This window comes from Dokdonia sp. LLG6352-1 (genome assembly GCF_045055815.1).
GTDB classification, from domain to species: Bacteria; Bacteroidota; Bacteroidia; order Flavobacteriales; family Flavobacteriaceae; genus Dokdonia; species Dokdonia donghaensis.
Genome location: NZ_CP159329.1, coordinates 718,238 through 737,507, shown reverse-complemented (window position 1 = coordinate 737,507; position 19,270 = coordinate 718,238). Strand labels below are relative to the sequence as shown.

General features: G+C 39.1%; 20 protein-coding genes and 1 tRNA gene. 2 read left to right on the top strand and 19 right to left on the bottom strand.

Annotated features, from left to right (window positions below):
* Genes ABVM49_RS03355 through ABVM49_RS03335 form a run of 5 tightly spaced genes read right to left on the bottom strand, consistent with a single transcriptional unit; the run spans position 1 to position 2,379 of the window.
* Positions 1-483 carry a YciI family protein gene (locus tag ABVM49_RS03355; RefSeq protein WP_405203038.1) on the bottom strand — a complete coding sequence of 161 codons (483 nt, stop codon included), beginning with the start codon at positions 481-483 and terminating at the stop codon, positions 1-3.
* Between the two features lies 1 nt (position 484).
* Positions 485-952: a CYTH domain-containing protein gene (locus tag ABVM49_RS03350; RefSeq protein WP_405203037.1), complete on the bottom strand. Its 468-nt coding sequence runs from the start codon at positions 950-952 to the stop codon at positions 485-487.
* 23 nt (positions 953-975) lie between these two features.
* Positions 976-1,353, bottom strand: coding sequence for a VOC family protein (locus ABVM49_RS03345; protein ID WP_405203036.1), 378 nt, complete (start codon positions 1,351-1,353; stop codon positions 976-978).
* Between the two features lie 5 nt (positions 1,354-1,358).
* Positions 1,359-1,727: a VOC family protein gene (locus ABVM49_RS03340; RefSeq protein WP_405203034.1), complete on the bottom strand. Its 369-nt coding sequence runs from the start codon at positions 1,725-1,727 to the stop codon at positions 1,359-1,361.
* A complete protein-coding gene (locus tag ABVM49_RS03335; protein ID WP_405203033.1) occupies positions 1,711-2,379 on the bottom strand; it encodes an NAD(P)H-binding protein in 669 nt (222 codons plus the stop codon). The genes ABVM49_RS03340 and ABVM49_RS03335 overlap by 17 nt, the downstream gene beginning before the upstream one ends.
* A 57-nt stretch (positions 2,380-2,436) precedes the next feature.
* Between ABVM49_RS03335 and dinB the strand changes: the two genes are divergently transcribed.
* Positions 2,437-3,549: a DNA polymerase IV gene (dinB, locus tag ABVM49_RS03330; protein WP_405203031.1), complete on the top strand. Its 1,113-nt coding sequence runs from the start codon at positions 2,437-2,439 to the stop codon at positions 3,547-3,549.
* Here the strand turns inward: dinB and ABVM49_RS03325 are convergent.
* From ABVM49_RS03325 to ABVM49_RS03300, 6 genes are all read right to left on the bottom strand, one after another.
* Entirely contained in the window at positions 3,546-3,983 is a 438-nt protein-coding gene (locus ABVM49_RS03325; RefSeq protein WP_405203029.1) for a YybH family protein, read from the bottom strand. The two genes, dinB and ABVM49_RS03325, sit on opposite strands and share 4 nt — an antisense overlap.
* A 52-nt stretch (positions 3,984-4,035) precedes the next feature.
* A complete protein-coding gene (locus ABVM49_RS03320; RefSeq protein ID WP_405203028.1) occupies positions 4,036-5,139 on the bottom strand; it encodes a DUF4407 domain-containing protein in 1,104 nt (367 codons plus the stop codon).
* A gap of 213 nt (positions 5,140-5,352) precedes the next feature.
* The gene (locus ABVM49_RS03315; protein ID WP_405203027.1) at positions 5,353-6,624 is read right to left on the bottom strand and encodes a mechanosensitive ion channel family protein; all 1,272 of its coding nucleotides are present in this window, start codon (positions 6,622-6,624) and stop codon (positions 5,353-5,355) included.
* Positions 6,625-6,709: 85 nt separating this feature from the next.
* On the bottom strand, positions 6,710-8,872 hold the full coding sequence (locus tag ABVM49_RS03310; protein WP_405203025.1) for a M56 family metallopeptidase: 2,163 nt from the start codon (positions 8,870-8,872) through the stop codon (positions 6,710-6,712).
* Positions 8,869-9,240: a BlaI/MecI/CopY family transcriptional regulator gene (locus tag ABVM49_RS03305; RefSeq protein ID WP_035326836.1), complete on the bottom strand. Its 372-nt coding sequence runs from the start codon at positions 9,238-9,240 to the stop codon at positions 8,869-8,871. Before ABVM49_RS03305 ends, ABVM49_RS03310 begins: the two co-directional genes overlap by 4 nt.
* Before the next feature lie 264 nt (positions 9,241-9,504).
* On the bottom strand, positions 9,505-10,893 hold the full coding sequence (locus ABVM49_RS03300) for a dipeptidase (protein ID WP_405203024.1): 1,389 nt from the start codon (positions 10,891-10,893) through the stop codon (positions 9,505-9,507).
* 131 nt (positions 10,894-11,024) lie between these two features.
* Between ABVM49_RS03300 and ABVM49_RS03295 the strand changes: the two genes are divergently transcribed.
* Positions 11,025-11,106: transfer RNA gene (locus tag ABVM49_RS03295), tRNA-Leu, on the top strand.
* 265 nt (positions 11,107-11,371) lie between these two features.
* Here ABVM49_RS03295 and ABVM49_RS03290 read toward each other — a convergent pair.
* The 8 genes from ABVM49_RS03290 to ABVM49_RS03255 form a co-directional block, all read right to left on the bottom strand.
* Complete coding sequence (locus ABVM49_RS03290) at positions 11,372-12,046, bottom strand: bifunctional 4-hydroxy-2-oxoglutarate aldolase/2-dehydro-3-deoxy-phosphogluconate aldolase (protein ID WP_405203022.1); 675 nt, start codon at positions 12,044-12,046, stop codon at positions 11,372-11,374.
* Positions 12,047-12,048: 2 nt separating this feature from the next.
* Positions 12,049-13,071, bottom strand: coding sequence for a PfkB family carbohydrate kinase (locus ABVM49_RS03285; RefSeq protein ID WP_405203021.1), 1,023 nt, complete (start codon positions 13,069-13,071; stop codon positions 12,049-12,051).
* Between the two features lie 7 nt (positions 13,072-13,078).
* Positions 13,079-13,843 carry an SDR family NAD(P)-dependent oxidoreductase gene (locus ABVM49_RS03280; protein WP_405203019.1) on the bottom strand — a complete coding sequence of 255 codons (765 nt, stop codon included), beginning with the start codon at positions 13,841-13,843 and terminating at the stop codon, positions 13,079-13,081.
* A gap of 14 nt (positions 13,844-13,857) precedes the next feature.
* The gene (locus ABVM49_RS03275; protein WP_375253056.1) at positions 13,858-15,129 is read right to left on the bottom strand and encodes an MFS transporter; all 1,272 of its coding nucleotides are present in this window, start codon (positions 15,127-15,129) and stop codon (positions 13,858-13,860) included.
* A 136-nt stretch (positions 15,130-15,265) separates the two neighbouring features.
* Positions 15,266-15,967: a FadR/GntR family transcriptional regulator gene (locus tag ABVM49_RS03270; RefSeq protein WP_038598723.1), complete on the bottom strand. Its 702-nt coding sequence runs from the start codon at positions 15,965-15,967 to the stop codon at positions 15,266-15,268.
* 71 nt (positions 15,968-16,038) lie between these two features.
* Positions 16,039-16,947, bottom strand: a complete 909-nt coding sequence (locus tag ABVM49_RS03265; RefSeq protein ID WP_405203651.1) for a polysaccharide lyase family 7 protein — start codon at positions 16,945-16,947, stop codon at positions 16,039-16,041.
* Between the two features lie 5 nt (positions 16,948-16,952).
* The gene (locus ABVM49_RS03260; RefSeq protein WP_035326860.1) at positions 16,953-17,789 is read right to left on the bottom strand and encodes a PKD domain-containing protein; all 837 of its coding nucleotides are present in this window, start codon (positions 17,787-17,789) and stop codon (positions 16,953-16,955) included.
* 17 nt (positions 17,790-17,806) lie between these two features.
* Entirely contained in the window at positions 17,807-19,270 is a 1,464-nt protein-coding gene (locus tag ABVM49_RS03255; protein ID WP_405203017.1) for a RagB/SusD family nutrient uptake outer membrane protein, read from the bottom strand.

Sequence of the window (19,270 nt, the reverse complement as noted above, 5' to 3'; positions counted from 1 at the left end):
TTATCTCAAGCCGTAACCTTTTCCAGCCCAAAATGGTTTTATATCTACCACTAGTCGTCCACTTTGTACTGCGGGATCTAAGCGTACTAGACTATCTGCTGTGGAAAGATTTGGGACATTGTAAATTGTAATTCCTTGGGTCACCCCTAAGCTATCTTCTAGAGGTCCAGATATATCCGCATAGCCTAACTCGTACATACGACCTAGATGTGCGCGATGTCCTTTCTGAATCTTTGTAGCTTCTTCCTCATCTTGTGATCTATTAGGTCCTGTATTGAGAAAAGCTAAAAAATACTTTTGCATAATTACCGTGTCTTGAATATCATCATCGTAATAATCGAATATCTCATATTCATTGGCTTTAAGATCTGCAATTTGTTGTGCTTTGCTAGGTGAAGCTGCGACTGCGCTAGTTTTTGTCTCAACCTTAGATTGACAACTTATTAGTAGTACGAGTACTAAGAAAGTGAATATAATTTTCATTTCACCAATTTTTAAAAGGATTCTTAGATAGCTGCGAGTTGTAATATTTGTTATCTCCTGTCACTTCTTGACCTATCCATTCTGGTGTTGTAAAATTTTCTTCTTCAGCGTTTAGTTCTATTTCGGCAACGGTGAGTCCTTCGTTTTCTCCATAAAATTCGTCTATTTCCCAAGTGTGATTACCTGCGGTATACTCGTAGCGTGTTTTATCTATAACTCCAGGAAGACACATTGATAGTAACGAATGCGCCTTGTCTACTGCGATTTCTTCTTCTACTTCTACACGGGTAGTACCGCTATCGTTTGATTTTCCTTTAATCGTAAGAAAGCCTTTCTCACCTTTAATTCGCACTCTTACAGTACGCTCAGGATCTGTGCTTAGATAGCCTTGAGTAATACGAGTTGCCTTTTGAGCAACTTCTTTAAAAGCCGCTGAGGTTACTAGGAATTTTCGTTCTATTTCTAACATAATGTTGCTGTTATATCTAGCCTTTAGTTAATGCGCCACGGCGGGTTTTTGCGATTATCACCAGCAAAGTAAAGAATAATTTGATTCCCATCTGGATCCTTAAGTCTTGCCTCTCGCCACAACCACGACTGGTCTGTGGGCAATAGGTCAAAGGTAACATTCTCCCCTTGTAATCGTGACACTTCTTGGTCTAAACGCTCTGTTTCAAAATATACCGTTACTCCAGCACCTGCAGGTAGCTCATCTACAAGATGTATAGAAAACGTAGCATCTCCCTCTGTGCACTCAAAGCGTGCATAATGTGGCAAGGCTTTTACAATGAGACGCAATCCTAGTTGCTCATAAAAAGCAATGGAAGTTTCAAGATCTAGTGACGGTACGGTGATTTGGTTGAGGTTCATAGCATTTATTTTTGCCAGGGAGTTACGGTCGTAGGAGTATCCTTTTGGTAAAGCACTACATTATTACCATTGGGATCTTGTAGTGTTAAGTCCTTTCCACCCCAGTCTCTGTATATGGTGAGGATGAGTACGCTTTCGCGAAAGCGTAATTCAAACACCTCAATACCGTCTGTTTCAAAGTAAACGGTTACGGGTTGTTCTGGAAGTTTGGGATTATAATAAGCTGTAAAAATGACTTCGTGCTCCTTGTTTTCAAAATGTGCGTGATGCTGAGGCTCGTGCTCAATAAGTTCCATACCAATGCCTGTATAAAACGCAATCGCCGCTTTAAGGTCTCGGGAGGGAACGGTGATGTGGTTAAACGTGGTAGGCACTGCTTAGTTCTTTAATCTCAATATTTGTGATGTCTGTGTGGGTTACTGTTTCTTTTGCAAGTTGTGCCATTGCTCTAGCAATATCTTTTGCTTGTGTAGACTTCCACTTTTTGAGTGGTCCTACCATAAAGAAGTCCATTACGGCCATCATCATTTTAAGAGTTTTCTCGCCTTTGCGAGCGTCATCTGGGCGGCCATTTATAAAAGCAGGTTTAAGAATGTAGGTGTTCTTAATTCCTACCTTACTCAAGTCGCGCTCCATCTCACCTTTTGTGCGAACATAGAAAAACGGACTCTTAGCCGAAGTTCCCGCCGAAGAAATAACCATATAACTCGCTATCCCGTGTTGCTTTGCCAGTTGTGCCGTTTCAATCGGGATGCCGTAGTCTATAGCGCGATACTTATCTCTATCTGGCGTTTGGGCTTTCGTTGTGCCTATGCAGCAAAAAACAACATCACCTGTAAATTGCTCCTTGAAGGTGCTTGTGTCTAATAAATCACAAATAATCTCTTCCACTTTTTCGTGTGTAAAAGCGGTAGGCCGCCTTGTAAATATTTTCACTTTAGAAAATGCTGGGTCTTTTATGAGTAACTCTGTTAAAAGTCCGCCAGTAAGACCTGTGGCGCCGAGTATGATTGCTGTTTTAGACATACTCAAAGTTACGATTTATAGTACAAAACCTTCTGAGTACTTTGTAACTTGCATACAATGTCTGAGCTGCCTATAAAAAAGATAATTCACGTAGATATGGATGCATTTTATGCATCTGTAGAGCAGCTGGACAACCCAGATTTACGAGGTAAAGCTATTGCTGTAGGTGGCGGTGGTGAGCGTGGTGTGGTAAGTGCAGCGAGTTATGAGGCTCGTAAATTTGGCGTGCGGTCTGCTATGGCGGGTGCGCTTGCGCGAAAGTTGTGTCCCGAGCTCATTTTTGTAAAGACTAACTTTGAGCGATACCGAGAGGTCTCTGCTCAGATACGCTCCGTTTTTCACGAGTTTACAGATCTTGTAGAACCCTTATCACTAGATGAAGCCTATCTAGATGTCACCGAAAACAAAGTAGGAATGCCTAGCGCAACGGTTATTGCCTCGTGGATACGACAACGCATAAAGGAAAAAACAGGACTAAATGCCAGTGCAGGAATAAGCATCAATAAGTTTATTGCAAAAGTTGCCAGTGACATTAATAAACCCAATGGCCAGAAAACCATACCACCAGAGGAGGTAATCACCTTTCTTGAGGAACTAGACATCAGAAAGTTTTACGGCATAGGAAAAAAGACTGCCGAAAAAATGTATCTACACGGCATTTTTACGGGGATGGATCTCAAATTAAAATCAAAAGAATATCTGAGTGACAACTTTGGAAAGAGTGGAGCCTACTACTATGATATTGTGAGAGGCATACAACATAGCGAAGTAAAGCCTAACCGCATACGCAAGTCACTTGCGGCTGAGCGTACCTTTAGAGAAAACATAACCTCAGAGATTTTCATGCTTGAAAAGCTAGAACACATAGCCGAAGAAGTGGAGAGAAGATTAGAAAAAAGTAAGGTAGCAGGTAAGACCATTACTCTTAAAATAAAGTACTCAGACTTTACACTACAGACCCGGTCAAAAACCCTAGACTTATACGTGAGGTCTAAAGACATCATACTAGAAACGGCAAAGGACTTATTGTACCAAGAAAAAATGAAAAACAGTGTACGTCTTTTAGGCATCTCACTGTCTAACCTCAATACCGAAGACCGTAAAAAGAAGGATGCAGCAAAAGCTGTAAAAGAAGAAGAGATTGATGTACAGATGCGCTTTACCTTTTAGCAAGACATATCTGCTACAATTTTCCAGGCACCGTTTATACTACGCTTAAAGATGATGATAAAAACACCGTCTGCATTGCCTACTTTACGTTTGAGATGATATTCTCCCATCACGTAATAAGCGTTTTCTTCTATGAGCGTCATATCCTTTATTACGAATTGCAACTCACCTGTGTAATCTAGCGTAGGGTATCCTTTTTTATAATTAGCTAGCGTTTTGTCCCACCCATAGGTAAGGCCTTTACTTCCATAAAACTTTAAGGAATCACTCTTCCAGTAGCCTTGCATAAAAGCTTCTAGATCTCCCTGTGACCAGGCTTCTTGTTGTGCTTTTAAGACAGCGGTAATGGCTGCCTTATCTTGAGCAACTGTAGGTTGTTGCTTGCAGTTTATTAATAAGAAACTAGAAAGCAGGAGCGTGATAACGATTTTCATAATAAGCCTATTTCCTATAAAGATACATTATAGCATATAGGACTAAATGTGACTATCCTAAAATTTTAGTCTGCCGCCTGTAAAAGGCATCTTGCTGTCGTTTTAAAATCTCTTTTGCCATCTTTTTCTTGTAGTTGTATAGCTCTTCATCTTGGGCGATATCTGTATACACGCGATCATTTACAATGTGATCTGTCTCGGTAAGGATCTTGCGTTGTAGGGCTTTTTGTGCACTCCATTCTTTTATGGTGAGCTCGTGGTCTGCAAGTTTTATATCATACTCACCCATAGGCGAGATAAGCTTAGAAAATATAGGTGCCGTCTCTATCGCAAGAAAGAGTAAGAAAATAAACAGCGAGGGTAACCACGGCAGTTCTTTCATCGCATCTATGCGCGCCATTAATCCGTCAAAGTTATTTATAATGGGCTGACTCGTGCTTACAGCAGTGTTAAACTCCTCGCGCAGTTGTATTTTTTGCGCTTCGGCTTGAGCTATTTTTTCTGCATTTGTTGCTTTGAGAGCAGTGAGTTCTGCAAGAGCGGCATCGTGTTTGTCTCGCTTTTCTTGATAGACTGGGCCTTTGCCTAGTAGCTCTGTGCCAGCAGTACCTTCTGCCTCGTCTATGTAAATCTGATAGAGGTTGTTTACTTCGGTCTCTTTGGTAGCGATTTCTTGTTTTGCGGTAGCTATTTGGGCATCCAGTTTATTGATTTCTGGGGTGTATTGTGCGAGTATCTCACCTTGATTTTGCACGGTAAACTCATTTTTTTGACTGAGCATCACGCGGTCTATCTCTTTCTCAAATATTTTAAGCTCTAAGGGTTTTGAAATCACTACAGCAATAATTACCGCAAGAATAAGGCGGGGAATTGCCATCCCAAATTCTTTCCACCAGTTGTTTCGCTTTTTAAGTGTAGAAACAATAAAACGGTCTAGATTAAAAATAACCAGTCCCCATAATAAACCAAAAAGTATGGCTCTATACACATTATCAAAAACGGTAAAAAGCGCATAGGTTGCTGCGATGGTGGCTAATACGGCTGTAAAAAATACGGTAGCACCTATGCCAGCATATTTATTCTTTTCTCCGCGAGAGCAGGTGTCTAAAACGTCACGATCTGCACCAGAGCAGAGAATAAAAAAGGATTGAATCATAATACGGTTCGTTTAGTTAGTTTTTGAGTGGGTGGTTGTTATGCACCCGGCTGATTGATGAGGGTGTGGAGTACTACAACGACGGTTTCCTGCTTTTTCGTATGTATTGCATAACAAGGTGTAGGCGTAGGTGAGACTCTTGCTTTAAGAGACTCATAAAATATGAGATTGTTGCAGTTGTGTGTGTTACGCTTTCGCGAAAGCGTAAAAAACCTATTGAGAAACGTCTATAAAGTTATCACGATTTGGACTACTTGGGTACTCAAAGAGCTCAAGATCAAAGTAAGGTACGGCAGCCAAAAAATGGTCAAAAAGATCTGCCATTATGTACTCGTAGTTTTCCCATTTTTTGTCTTTACTAAAGCAATACACCTCTAGAGGGATACCTTGTGCAGTAGGAGCCAGCTGGCGACACATAAGAAGCATCTCTTTGTGTATGGCGCTGTGGTTTTGAATATAGGTCTCCATATATTTTCTAAAAAGACCTACGTTAGTCAGGTTGCTACCATTAATCTGGATAGACTTATCAGAATTATCTCGCTCGTTAATGCGGGCTAGTTTTTCCTCCATATTTGTGAGGTAATCTGTGATGAGTCCTATTCTCTTAAAGCGCTGTATATCCTCGTCTGTAAGAAACTTTATGCTGTCTTGTTTTATATACAAGGAACGTTTTATACGACGACCAGGACTGTCTGTCATACCACGCCAGTTCTTAAAAGAGTCTGAGATAAGCGCGTAGGTAGGTATGGTTGTGATGGTCATATCAAAGTTTTGAACCTTTACCGTTGCGAGGTTAATCTCTACCACATCACCATCTGCTCCGTACTTTTCAAAGGTAATCCAGTCGCCTATACGCACCATATCATTAATAGCAACCTGAATGCTTGCTACAAACCCAAGAATAGTGTCTTTAAAAATAAGTAATATAATGGCCGAGGCGGCACCAAAAGTTCCTAAGGCCTGTCCTAGTGAAACAGGTGTTATAAGACTTATGGCGTAAAAGATGGTAAACACCCACGCAAAAATCATAAAGACCTGTATGTAGCTATCTATAGGTTTATCTCGTAAGCCTGGTATGGTTTTAAAGTAATCTCTAAGAGTGTGTAAAAGGGCTCTTATGATACGTAGCGCAAGAATGATTCCTATAAGATTAAGAATCACGCTAAAAACGTGTTGTAGTTCAAGAAAATCATCTAGTATAAATGGAAGCGCTCCTATAAGTAAGTACAACGGGAGTATGTGTGCTAGTCTTCTAGGCACACGGTTTTTAATGAGGAGATCATCAAAATTTGTTTTTGTACTTTTTGAAATATATGCAGCCAGCTTTCGCAGTACTTTACGCACGAGCATATCTGCCAGAAAAACCAACACTAGCACAATAACACCTAGTACAAAGGCATTGAGATACTTAGAGAAGGTTTCTGATAGTCCCCAATCAATAAAATGATCAAAGAAAAAACAGCTTATTTCCTTTTTATAATCCATTGCCGCAAAGCTACATATATCTGTATTAATGGCTTTGCTATTGGCTTTGTTTTAAGAATTAAGCTGTGTGAAGTGTAGCTTGTAATTATTCTTTGATTTTCACAAATTTGAAAGATGGTTTCTCTTTTTCAGAACCTCTTGAAATGAGCACAGTTTTGTAATTAGCACCAAACTGGGTGATTTCATCTTCAGATAATAATTTATCATTTAAGTAATAATTTGCTTTACTAGTTAGAAAGTTTTTGATGAAAATCATTTTGTTATGAAAAGAAGATATGTGTATGGTAATATTAGGTTCTTTAGATTTCAGAATAGCATCTTCTTTTGAGATTTCTTTTCCTTCAAATTCAAAAGTACCGCCATTTAGGGCGTGCTGTTCAACGTTTTTTGATAAAGAACCATCTTCATCATAACTTGCTTTAACTTCAAAATGATTGCCTTTTTGAGTTGAAACAGCGGCTTGTTTTCCAGCTACTTTAGCTTTAATAACACTAGTTCGTTGCATTACGCGTGTTGATTTGTTGGGTTTGCTGTAACTAGTACTAATAGGAGTAACATTCTTACTATCAATATTGTTTTCTTCTAAAAAAGAAGCGACTGCTTTGTCTGTTGCCTCTGTAGATCGTATTTTTTCTGACACCTCGTCTATTGTACTCACTGTAAAACCAACACTCTTAGGGTACGACTCTTGCGATAGGCTGCTAGCTGGATCTATGACTTCTTGATAAATAGTCTGGTACGTATTAGGATCTTTAAAAACGTTTCCCTGCCCTTTTTTATTTGAGAGGTTAGCGCCTACTTTTTTATTTACATTAGGTTTAATTGGCTCTGTACTTCCTATAAAAGTTTTGGGTGGGTTGCTGTAAGGATACGGTGTTTTAATTTCTGTTACACCACCTTTTGCAAGGCGTACAGCTTCTTCATAGGTTACTTCTTTGCCATTATAGATAAAAAGGCTACTCAGTTTGTGCATTTTAAGCAAATGTTCTTCTGGAGATGGCGGCGGTGGCGGTGGAGGAAGCTCTCCTCTAGGTGCTGGTGGCGCAGGAGGTGGCGGAGGAATAAGGCGTAAACTGTTATTTGCCTTATACAATTGCGTTTGTCTAAAAACAGCTTCGGCTTTATTTATAAACCCTTTTGAGTTGCCCTTAAAAATCATAGACCTCACCGGCTGTGCAAACTCTTCTTTTGTCCACTGTGCGGTGATGTTATCTACGCTTTCGCGAAAGCTGTCAAGCGGACTGTATTGTCCATTTATATAGATACTATCATTTCGTACCTCTATAACTAGTGCGTTTTTACCATTACGTGTAGCTCCTTCTACAAACTGTGTGGCGTAGGTTGAGGTTTGAGGTGCCTTTTGCTCTTTAGGTTTTTCTTGAGCAATGATTCCTTGATTAAAGAGTAGTAGGCAAATTGTAACTACTGGAATGAGTAGTAATGCGCGCAGCACTACTTTTTTACGACTAAATGATTGTGATAACATAACGATTCGTTTTTTGGTTAATGAATAATTAAAAGGACTCTCGAGCGCAGTGTGATGAGTACTGCTTGCATAACTTAAGAGTATGTTTTGATATATAGCAATATTACTTTTATCTACTATAGCACCTTGATCTGCTAGAAATTCGTGATTTAATTTTATAGAACCTTTATAAAGCCACACCAGCGGATTAAACCAGAAAATGACCTGTATAAACTCTATGGCAATAATATCTAGGGAGTGCCTTTGGCGCACGTGAGTTGCCTCGTGAGCAAGTACTTCTGGAGCTATTTCCTGTTGTGTGTATGATTGTCTGTTTACAAAAATCCACTTTAGGAAAGAGTGTGGCACCATCACTTGCTCTAATAGGGCAAGCGTAAAGTGTGATGATGGGTGAAGCTCTGCCTGATGTATCTTTCGCTTTAAGCGCACAAGATTTACAATAAAACGAGTGCCAAAAATGAATACTCCTAGAAGGTATATTCCCCAGATAGCGGTGTTTGTGTAATCTACTTCGGCAACCCGAGGTACTTGGTTTGGCGCAGAAACGGTCTCAACATATTCTTGAAATATGGGAGTAATCTGTGGTGCTTCTGCTGCTTGGTATGTAAAGGTGATAAGCGGTATGGTAAATGAAAATACAAGACTTGCCAGGAGGTAAAATCTTTTAAAGTGGTGCATCGCTTTTCCTTCTAGCGCTAGCTTATAAAAGCCAAATAGGATGCCTAAACATAAAGCGCTTTTTAAGAGATAGATGAGTATCATTTCTTTTTGGCTTTAAGTTGGTTATCTATGATTTGTTTTAACTCCTCTAGTTCTTGCTGTGAGAGATCTGTCTCACGGGTAAAGAATGAAGCAAACTGCCCAGCGCTATCGTTAAAGAAATTTTTAATCAGCCCATTAACGTGTTTTGAGAAGTAGTCTGTCTTCTTTACAAGCGGGAAGTATTCCCTAGAACGGCCGTACTGTTTATAATCTACAAACTTCTTGTCTTGCATACGCTTAAGTAGCGTTGCGATTGTCGTGGTCGCTGGCTTTGGGTCTGGATATGCTTCTATGAGATCTTTCATAAAAGCCTTTTCCTGTTTCCAGAGCAATTGCATAAGCTGTTCTTCAGAAGTGGATAGTGCCATAATGTTCTACAGTGTTAGAATGTACTCTACAAATGTAGAATAATATTTTGATTCTACAAGTGTAGAGTTAAAATATTTTAAGATAAGTGTCTGTAAGTGTGTCTCTTTACGCTTTCGCGAAAGCGTAGTTACCCTAGTTAATATCAGTAGGGGATAGGCTTCTGTCTATTGTCTAGCTTCGTTTTTTGAAAAATAGTGGAATAAAAAAAGCGCCTTAGTAATTACTAGATTACCAAAGCGCTTTTAATTAAATAAGATGTAGTACTACTTACTCATCTCTGTAAAATACTGGTAGAAATAAGGGATGGTTTCTATTCCTTTTAAGTAATTCCATACGCCAAAATGTTCGTTTGGTGAGTGTATGGCATCACTGTCGAGACCAAAGCCCATAAGGATTGTTTTACTTTTAAGCTCTTTCTCAAAAAGCGCCACAATAGGAATACTACCTCCACTACGTTGCGGGATAGGTGTTTTTCCAAAAGTTTGCTCATATGCCTTTTCGGCAGCTTGATAAGCCACATTATCTATAGGAGTAACATAACCTTGACCTCCGTGGTGAGGTGTTACCTTAACTTTTACGCCTGCTGGAGCAATACCCTCAAAATGCGTTTTAAATAGTTCTGTGATTTCTTCCCACTCTTGGTGTGGGACTAGACGCATTGATATTTTTGCATATGCCTTGCTTGCAATCACTGTTTTGGCTCCTTCTCCAGTATATCCTCCCCAGATACCGTTTACGTCTAGGGTAGGGCGTATAGAGTTGCGCTCGTTTGTTGTATATCCTTTTTCTCCATATACAGCGTCTATGTCTAATGCTTTTTTATACTCATCTAGTGAGAATGGTGCTTCGCCCATTTTATCGCGCTCTGCCTGTGTGAGTTCTTCTACCTTGTCATAAAAGCCCTTAACCGTGATGTGATTATTCTCATCGTGTAGTGAGGCAATCATTTTTGATAACACATTAATAGGGTTTGCTACGGCACCACCATAAAGACCAGAGTGAAGGTCACGGTTAGGTCCTGTAACTTCTACTTCTACATAGCTCAAACCACGTAGACCTGTTGTAATAGAAGGAATATCATTTGCAATCATCCCCGTGTCTGAAATAAGGATGACGTCATTTTCTAGTTTTTCTTGGTTACGCTCTACATACCAAGCAAGGTTTGCGCTTCCTACTTCTTCTTCACCCTCTATCATAAACTTTACGTTGCAAGGTAGCTTATCATTTGCAACCATATACTCAAGCGCTTTTACGTGCATATACATTTGTCCCTTGTCATCACAAGCACCACGTGCAAAGATGGCACCCTCTGGATGCTTGTCTGTTTTTTTAATTACAGGTTCAAACGGTGGTGAGTCCCATAGATCAATAGGATCTGGTGGTTGTACGTCATAGTGACCGTACACGAGTACTGTAGGTAAGTTTTTATCTATAATCTTATCTGCATACACAATTGGGTAGCCTGGTGTCTCACAAATTTCTACGGTATCGCAACCAGCTTTACGTAAGCTTTCGGCAACGGTAGCGGCAGTTTGATGTGTGGCTTCTGCATAGGCAGAGTCTGCACTAACACTCGGTATTTTAAGGAGTTCTATAAGTTCGTTAAGAAATCTGTCTTTGTGTTGTGCTATATATTCTTTTGGATCTTGCATTGTAATCTCATATTTGAAGTAAAAATACGAATAACGAATTGCAATTTTTATTAAAAAAATATTTTGCAATTGAAAAAATGTATTATATTTGCACCCCGTTACGAAGTAAACGAGTAACGATTTATTGAAATGCAGGCGTGGTGGAATTGGTAGACACGCTAGACTTAGGATCTAGTGCCTTACGGTGTGAGAGTTCGAGTCTCTCCGCCTGTACAACGAGAAAAGCTGACTTTAATTAGTCGGCTTTTTTTATGCGATAAATTCTCGTGAGTAATTAAAGGCCTTTTTAAGGCTCTTTTTGTTGCTTCAGGAAGTCTTTGTGCGTAAGACGTTGTAATGCTGACATTAGCTTCTTAGAAACCTCCTAACGTTCATTAAAAGGCAAAAAAATAAAGAGCATCCCCCGATACTCTTTATTATACACTCATTTTTGTAGTAAGCAAACTAATTCAAATATTGTGAGTGTTGTAAAATCTTATTATACTTTTTTAATTGAAGCTACAATGTCTAGCGCTTTTTTGGTTTTTTGTTCAATAGCTTTATAATCCCAAACACCTGTTGTCGTATCTGGAGCGATAAGTTTTGATCCCATACCTACGCAAGTGACACCTGCATTAAACCATTCTTCCAGACTCTCTTGAGTAGGAGATACGCCACCTGTAGGCATTATAGAGGTCCAAGGACACGGGCCTTTTATAGCTTTTACAAACTGAGCTCCATATATCCCTCCAGGAAAAAGTTTTACTACCTCACAACCTAACTCTTCTGCACGAGCAATTTCTGTAAGAGACCCACAGCCTGGTGACCAGAGTACTTTTCTTCTGTTACACACTAAGGCGATATCTTCTCGTAACACTGGTGTTACAATAAAGTTTGCGCCTAGTTGCATATAAAGCGATGCTGCAGCACCATCTGTAATACTACCTACACCTAGTATGAGTTCTGGTAATTCCGCTTTCGCGAAAGCGCACAACGCATCAAACACTTTGTGGGCATTATCACCTCTACTTGTAAACTCTATCACTCGAGCACCTGCACTATGGCAGGCTTTGAGAATGTTTTTACCCACCTCAATAGACTCGTTATAAAACAAAGGCACGATGCCTGTGTCTTTCATTGCTTGAGCTACTTCTATTCTTGTAAATCTTGCCATAATTATCTTGAAACTTTACCTGTTTGATCTCCATCCATAAATCGCTCTATGTCTTGTAAAGATACAAGGTTATAATCGCCGTAAATGGTATGTTTAAGGCAACAAGAAGCCACGGCAATATCTATTGCGCGTTGTTTATCCATAGGTTTATCTATGAGGCCATATGCAAGACCACCCATAAAAGCGTCTCCACTACCTACACGATCTACCACAGGGGTTACCTCTTGCACGTGTGCTTTATAAATTTGATCACCATCATATAGTATTCCTCCTATGCGCTGGTGAGAGGCGCTTACAGAGTAGCGCAATGTGGTCGCAACTTGCTTTAGGTCTGGACACATTTTAAAGAGTTTATCATACAGCACGGGTAACGACTTTTCGTCGTGATAATTGGGCTGTACTTTAGGTTCTCCTAGCATAAAATATGCAGTGTCTATGTCGCCTAGTATGAGATTACTATACTTGAGTAGCTCTGGCATTACCTCGTGAGGTTCTTTTCCCCATTTCCATAATTTTGACCTGTAATTTAGATCTGTAGAAATGGTAAGTCCCATCTTTTTTGCCATTTTAACTGCTTCTAGACATTCTAAAGCAGCTTGCTCAGATATGGCTGGAGTGATACCACTCCAGTGAAACCAAGATGCTCCTTTAAAAATAGTCTCCCAGTCAAAAGCTCCCTTTGTAACGGTAGCCATAGAACTGCCAGCACGGTCGTAAACGACATTGCTGGCTCTTGTTCCGGCTCCTGTTTCTAAAAAGTAAATACCTAATCGATCTCCACCTCTGTGTATATGTGTGTCACCAACACCTAGTTTTTTTATTTCTTGCAGTGCAGTATCACCTATCTCATTGTGAGGAAGACGTGTTACAAACTCTGCAGGAACACCTAAGTTGTTAAGTGATACTGCTACATTAAACTCACCACCACCGTAGGTAGCTCCAAAGGTTTTGGCTTGTGAGAATCTCAAGAAGCGCTCTGTAGAGAGGCGCAACATTATTTCTCCAAAGGTGACTACTTTACCCATATGCTAGTTATATACCTAATGCTTGACCACCACCTACTTGAATAGTTTCGGCAGTTAAGAAAGCTGCATCTGGACTTGCTAAAAATGATACAACACCTGCAACATCTTCCGGTTGTCCTAATCTACCTAGCATAATATTATTTGCCCACGATGCAAATACTTCTGGCTTTGTCTCTTTAATTTGCTTGTGGAAAGGTGTATCTATCGTACCTGGTGATACAGCGTTTACACGTATACCATACTCAGCTAGATCTTTTGCAAGCGCTCTTGTAATAGTATGCACTCCAGCCTTAGACGTACCGTAAATACCAGCACCTGGTCCTCCAGCATTCCATCCTGCGTTAGACGTATAATTAATGATAGTAGGGTGATCACCTTTTTTTAAGAATGGGATCGCCGCTCTAGAAGCAAAAAATACACTGTCAAGGTTAAGAGCCATTACAAATCTGTAAAACTCTGTTGTCATTTCTTCAAAACGTGATCTACCACCTAGACCTCCTGCATTGTTTACAAGTACGTCTATCTTACCGTATTTTTCACCTATTTTTTTGATGTTTGCTGTAACCTCTTCTTCTTTAGTCACATCAAAACCATAATACTCTGCTGTGATTCCAGCTGCTTTTAACTCTTCAAGTCTCTGTGCACCTTCATCATCTTGTATACCGTTTATAATAACTGTATATCCTTCGTCTCCAAGTCGCTTTGCAACAGCAAAACCTATTCCTCCTGTGGCACCAGTGATTATGGCTACCTTCCCTTTATTTTTACTCATAGTTTTTTAATTAATTAGTTATTTTCAACAATTTTTATATTTCTTATTAATCCAAATATTGATAGTACTACCATAGGAGCCAGTATTGCGATTACAATAAAAGCAGGTGTATATGATGTAGATGCTATAGTGGGTATTAACCAGTTCATTATAATAACAGAAATGGCACCAACTGTACCTGCAAGCCCTGCAAGTGTCCCCACAGAAGGTCCTCTAAATAAATCTGTAGAGAGGGTCTGTATATTTCCAATGGCAAACTGAAATCCAAAGAGTACGAGACCTGTTATAAAAATAAACGTCATAGGGTTATTGTCATTTACTAAGAAAATGATACCTAAAAGGCCCAAAAATATAAGTGTAGCTCCTATTAGTATCGTACGCTTACGCGAAAAGTCTACTGTATGTTTTGCCATTAACTTACCGCTATACCATCCACCAGCAAGACTACCTATCATACCACCTACGTATGAGATCCACATAGTAGATCCTATTTCTTCTACACTAAAACCAAACTGACTGTTGAGGTATAGTGGCATCCAGCCTACAAATAACCACCAAATAGGCTCTATAAAGAATCGCGCAGCAAGTACACCCCAAGATTCTTTATAACTTAAAATTTCTAATAATGAGAGTCCTTTTTCTTTTTTTGCTTCTTCATCTACAATAGCTCTACCTTCCATAATGAGGGCTTTTTCCTCATCTGTGATCCACGAGTGATGTTTTGGAGCAGCTTTATTGATAATAAACCAAGGAATAACCCATAAGATACCTAGAGCTCCAATAATAATATAAGTGCTTCTCCACCCATAAGTACCGTATAGTAATGCTATAAGGGCAGGAGCTATGATACTACCTACAGATGCTCCAGCGTTAAAAATACCTTGAGCAAGCGCTCTTTGATTTACCGGAAACCACTCGCCGTTACTTTTTACAGCTCCAGGCCAGTTTCCCGCTTCTCCTAGACCTAGTAATCCTCTAAAAATACCTAATGAAACCAGTCCTTTTGAAAATGCGTGAAAGACAGAGGCTAGTGACCATAGTATGATAGAAAAAGCAAATCCTAATCTGGTACCTATAATGTCCATAAGTTTACCAGACAGAAATTTTCCGGCGGCATAGGTCACCATAAAGATGTTGAGCATCAAGGCATAATCATAATCATCCATACCGAGATCTTTACCCATCTCTGGCCACATAATTCCAAAGGCAGAACGATCAATATAGTTGATAATGGTTGCAAGGCATATGAGCGCTATAATCCACCACCTTAGTCCTTTAAGTTTCATAATCTTTTTGTTTTTTGGGCTCTTGCTTATTTCATATAAGAAAGTGTGCGCCCTGGCTATTTTTTAATAGCTATTCTAAATTTGTAATATTTTTTGATTGTTTTTAAGCTTTCGCGAAAGCGTATATACTCATAAACTATAGATCGTAACAGTATTGATATAGTGCTTTAAAGTGCTCTTTCATCATTTGTTTTGCAACCTTTGTTTTTTGGTCTCGTATGGCTTCATAAATACGCTCGTGTTCTCCTATACTGGTTTGTGCCATTGTGCTATCACACACGTGATATTTCTCAAAATTTGTGATAATCTCTGGTGTGATCATAAGCATAAAAGTGTTCATTGTACTATTTCTAGAAGCTTTTGCAATTGCTAGGTGAAAGAGCAAATCTTCTTGTACGGCATCTTCTCCATTAAGCACCTTCTCGTTATATGCATCAAGGGCAGATCGCATTGCTTTGAGATCTTCATCTGTGCGGCGCATTGCTGCTAGACGTGCGGTTTTGAGTTCTAATAAAATTCTAGTTTCTACTAGTGATTTAAAGTGTGGAGTCTCTAGACTTAAAATGTCATCTATAATACCATTCATAGCAATCACACCTATGTTTGCTACAAACGTACCACTCTGAGGAATAGATTTAAGTAAACCGTAAAATTCAAGTTTTTGAATAGCGCTTCTCACATTGCCGCGAGATACTTCAAACTTTTCTGAAAGCATACGCTCTGAAGGAAGTTTATCTCCAGGCTCGAGGTTCTTATAATTGATCAATTCTTTGATTTGAGCAATTATAGACTTTTCGACCTCAGCGTTTTCAGATTTTGTACGTATGTCTAGATTCATATTTTTTACTTTATAGTTATACCTTTACTATACGGGAGTAACTGTAATATAAGACTTTAGTGTATTTTAAACTAGTGGCTTACATCAAGCTTATAGACTCGTACTATTGCAAAGGCCCCTTCGTCTCTTGTTTGTAAATAGTTGCCTACCTTGAAATAATTTTCAAAGATATTCCATCTTTTTATAGATGTGCTGTCATAAACTGCAAACTCTTGGTTATTTAACGATACTACCATTTTACCATCTTCTACATCTACCTCTAATGTGAATTTTCCAAATCCTACTTTTTGTTTAAAAGTATACCCTTTATCATCATCCCAAGCTTCGTCAAGTAATATGGCATCATCGATCACATTTTGACTTTTTAAAACCTTGGTTTTAACTCTTATTTTACCATCTTGCCAGTATACTTTTAAAATAGGTGGTGCATTATTATCCTTTTGACCTATTCTGTCTCTTTGCTCATTAGTAAGTCTGCCGTGTATTTGTGCTATAATTACTTTGTGGTATTTGCCATTTTCTGCTCTTGAGACAGCATCCATAGCCATCTTGACTTTCATATTACCACCTTGTTCAAAGGTCCAGTTTACATTATTTTCTCCAGAGACCATTTGTTCTCTTAATTCAGATCTGGAGTATTTTGTATTTCTGGTAGTTTTACTAGGGTAGGCGTGAAAAACAATAGCCCCTCTGGTACTATCATTGTACATATAGGGCTTTAAAGTTTCATTTGTTGCATAGTCTAAAATTTCTGGAGGGCTTACTTCAATTACTTTAGGATCACCTATAGGGATTGTAACCTTCCAATTGTTTAGGTCTATATCTGGTAGTTTATATTTTTTTCGTTTCTTTTTCTTCTTTTTCGCTTTCTTTTCTTTTGGTAATTCGTTTATGTTATTACCACTGCTTTCTACCAGCTGTCCAAAAGACAGCGTGGTAGAAAGTAATAGTAATATGAAAAATGTGGCTTTCTTCAAAATATATATTATTGTAATGCCGCCGTAAAGTTGTCTATACGTGCTTCTACACCTGCGTTATAAAAGAATATACTTACTGTACTATCTGCACCTGAATTAAAATCAAGTGTAACTAACGTGTAACTTTCATCAGATCCTGTAAACTCAACTATTGCAGACGCTTCTGCAGTAGCGCGATCTACATAACCACCACCAGGTAAAACAGATACTGTTGCAGACCCTCCTGGATCTTCTATTCTGTAAGAATATGTAATTCTGTAATCTGTATTTGGTGTAACTGTAAGTTCTTGATATCCTATTCTAGAGGCATCACTTGGCAGTTTTGCTGCCTGGCCACCTTCTGGTACAGTACTACTTGTGTTGATTTGAATCACCCCGCCTAAGTCTGAGTTACGCCACGAGTCACGACCATCACCAGTTCCATCTGGAAGGGTATTGTCTTCAAAGCTAGGTTCTATAATTACTGGAATAATAGCTTCTGGCTCTTCTGGTTCGATTACCTCTATTGTATCAGAAAAAGTACTCACTACTCCTAAGGCATCAGATGCCGTAAGTGTTATAGTATAAGTTCCTTCTGCTGCGTATTCATTTTGTCCGTCTACTTCTGTAGAGGTGTTTCCATCACCATAATCCCAAGAGTACGTAGTGGCACTAGTAGATAAATTTGCAAAGTTGTAAAGTGCAAAATTATTTATATCAACCGTAGCAATAAAGTTTGCTTCTGGTGGTGTTGTATCTTCTTGACTTCCTGCCTCAGGAAGGTCTAATTCATTTTCACAAGAAATGGCCGCCACCATCCCTAAAAGTAAAAGGGCAATCTTGCTTGTTTTTAAAAAATATTTCATCTTCTTATTTTTTTAGATTAGTACCCAGGGTTTTGTGATAATAACCCATTACTAAGGTTAATTTCAAACTGAGGAATAGGTAATAATAAATCTGTAGCGCTAAAGCTATGTCCATTTGCATTTGAGAATGCAGTAAGAACATCTTGAGCTACCCCAAATCTTCTTAAATCGTGTATTCTGTGATTTTCAAAGGCAAGTTCTACACGTCTCTCGACAAGTAAATCATCTCTTGTAATTACAGTTACTGTATTTGCATCATCATCTGGATTATCTGGATCATCTGCTAGTCCAGCTCTATCTCTTATAGCTTGGAAAGATGCGAGAGCATTAGATGAGGTAGTCTGAGCACCACCAGCTAGTATAGCCTCTACGTGCATTAAAAGCACATCTGCATAACGCAATATAATCCAGTCATTACCCGCACTCGTAGGGTCACTACTCGTTTCTGCAATACCTAAATCTGCATCGCCATTAGGAATCCACTTTACTACTTGAGTTTGTGTAGGTTGTTGTGCATCTACTCGCTTTGAGTATTGTGCTCTATCTCCACCAAATTCATCTAGAGCTGCAATAGCCTCATCTGTCACATAGTTTACTCCACTTGTACGACCTACCCCGTTAAGCATTTCTGCAGAGAAGTTTTGACTTTCAAGAGAGTTGCTTGCTACATAACCTACAGTAAAAATGTTTTCACCATTTGCCTCATTAAAGAATACATCTCTAAAATCTGCTTCAAGGGCATATTGCTCACTGTTTATGATATCTTCAAGTAAACCTTGAGCTTCACCATAATTAGTTCCTTGTGTTAAATATACTTTTGCGAGCATACCTTGTGCAGCAGCTTTTGAAGCTCTGTTAGGAGTACTCGTAACATCTAGAGAACCGATTGCATTTTGAAAATCTGTAAAAATAAAGTCATAAATATCACTTGTTGCTACTCTGGTAAACTGTGCTTCAGAGTCAGAGATAAGTATAGGTGCATCGATAAGTGGTACATCACCATACGAGCGTACTAAGTTGAAATAAGCTAGGCCTCTTAAGAATCTAGCTTCCCCTTCTATAGTTGCAGCATCCTCTCCAGCTAAGTCGATATTATCTAAAACTAGATTAGCTTTCGTAATAATATCATACATACTACGGTAGTAGTCAAATACAAAACCATTAGTAGGTTGTACTGTAAAGTTGTCAAATTGACCAGCTTCACCTTCACCACTTTTTGATCTTGTGTTGTCACTGAGCATCTCTGTTACATAGAACTCAATTTGTTGTGCGTGATTAAGACTTGCATCTGTAAGCTCAAGGCTATTAACACCTTGTAGTGCGTCATAAACTGATACTAAAACAGATTCAAGCTCTTCTGCATTATTTGGGAATGTCTCACCCACAAGTACCGCTGTTGGTACTGGCTCTAAAAAGTCATCGCCGCAAGAGACAGTGCTCACTACGATCAATAACATCAATAATCTTTTAAATGTTTTCAT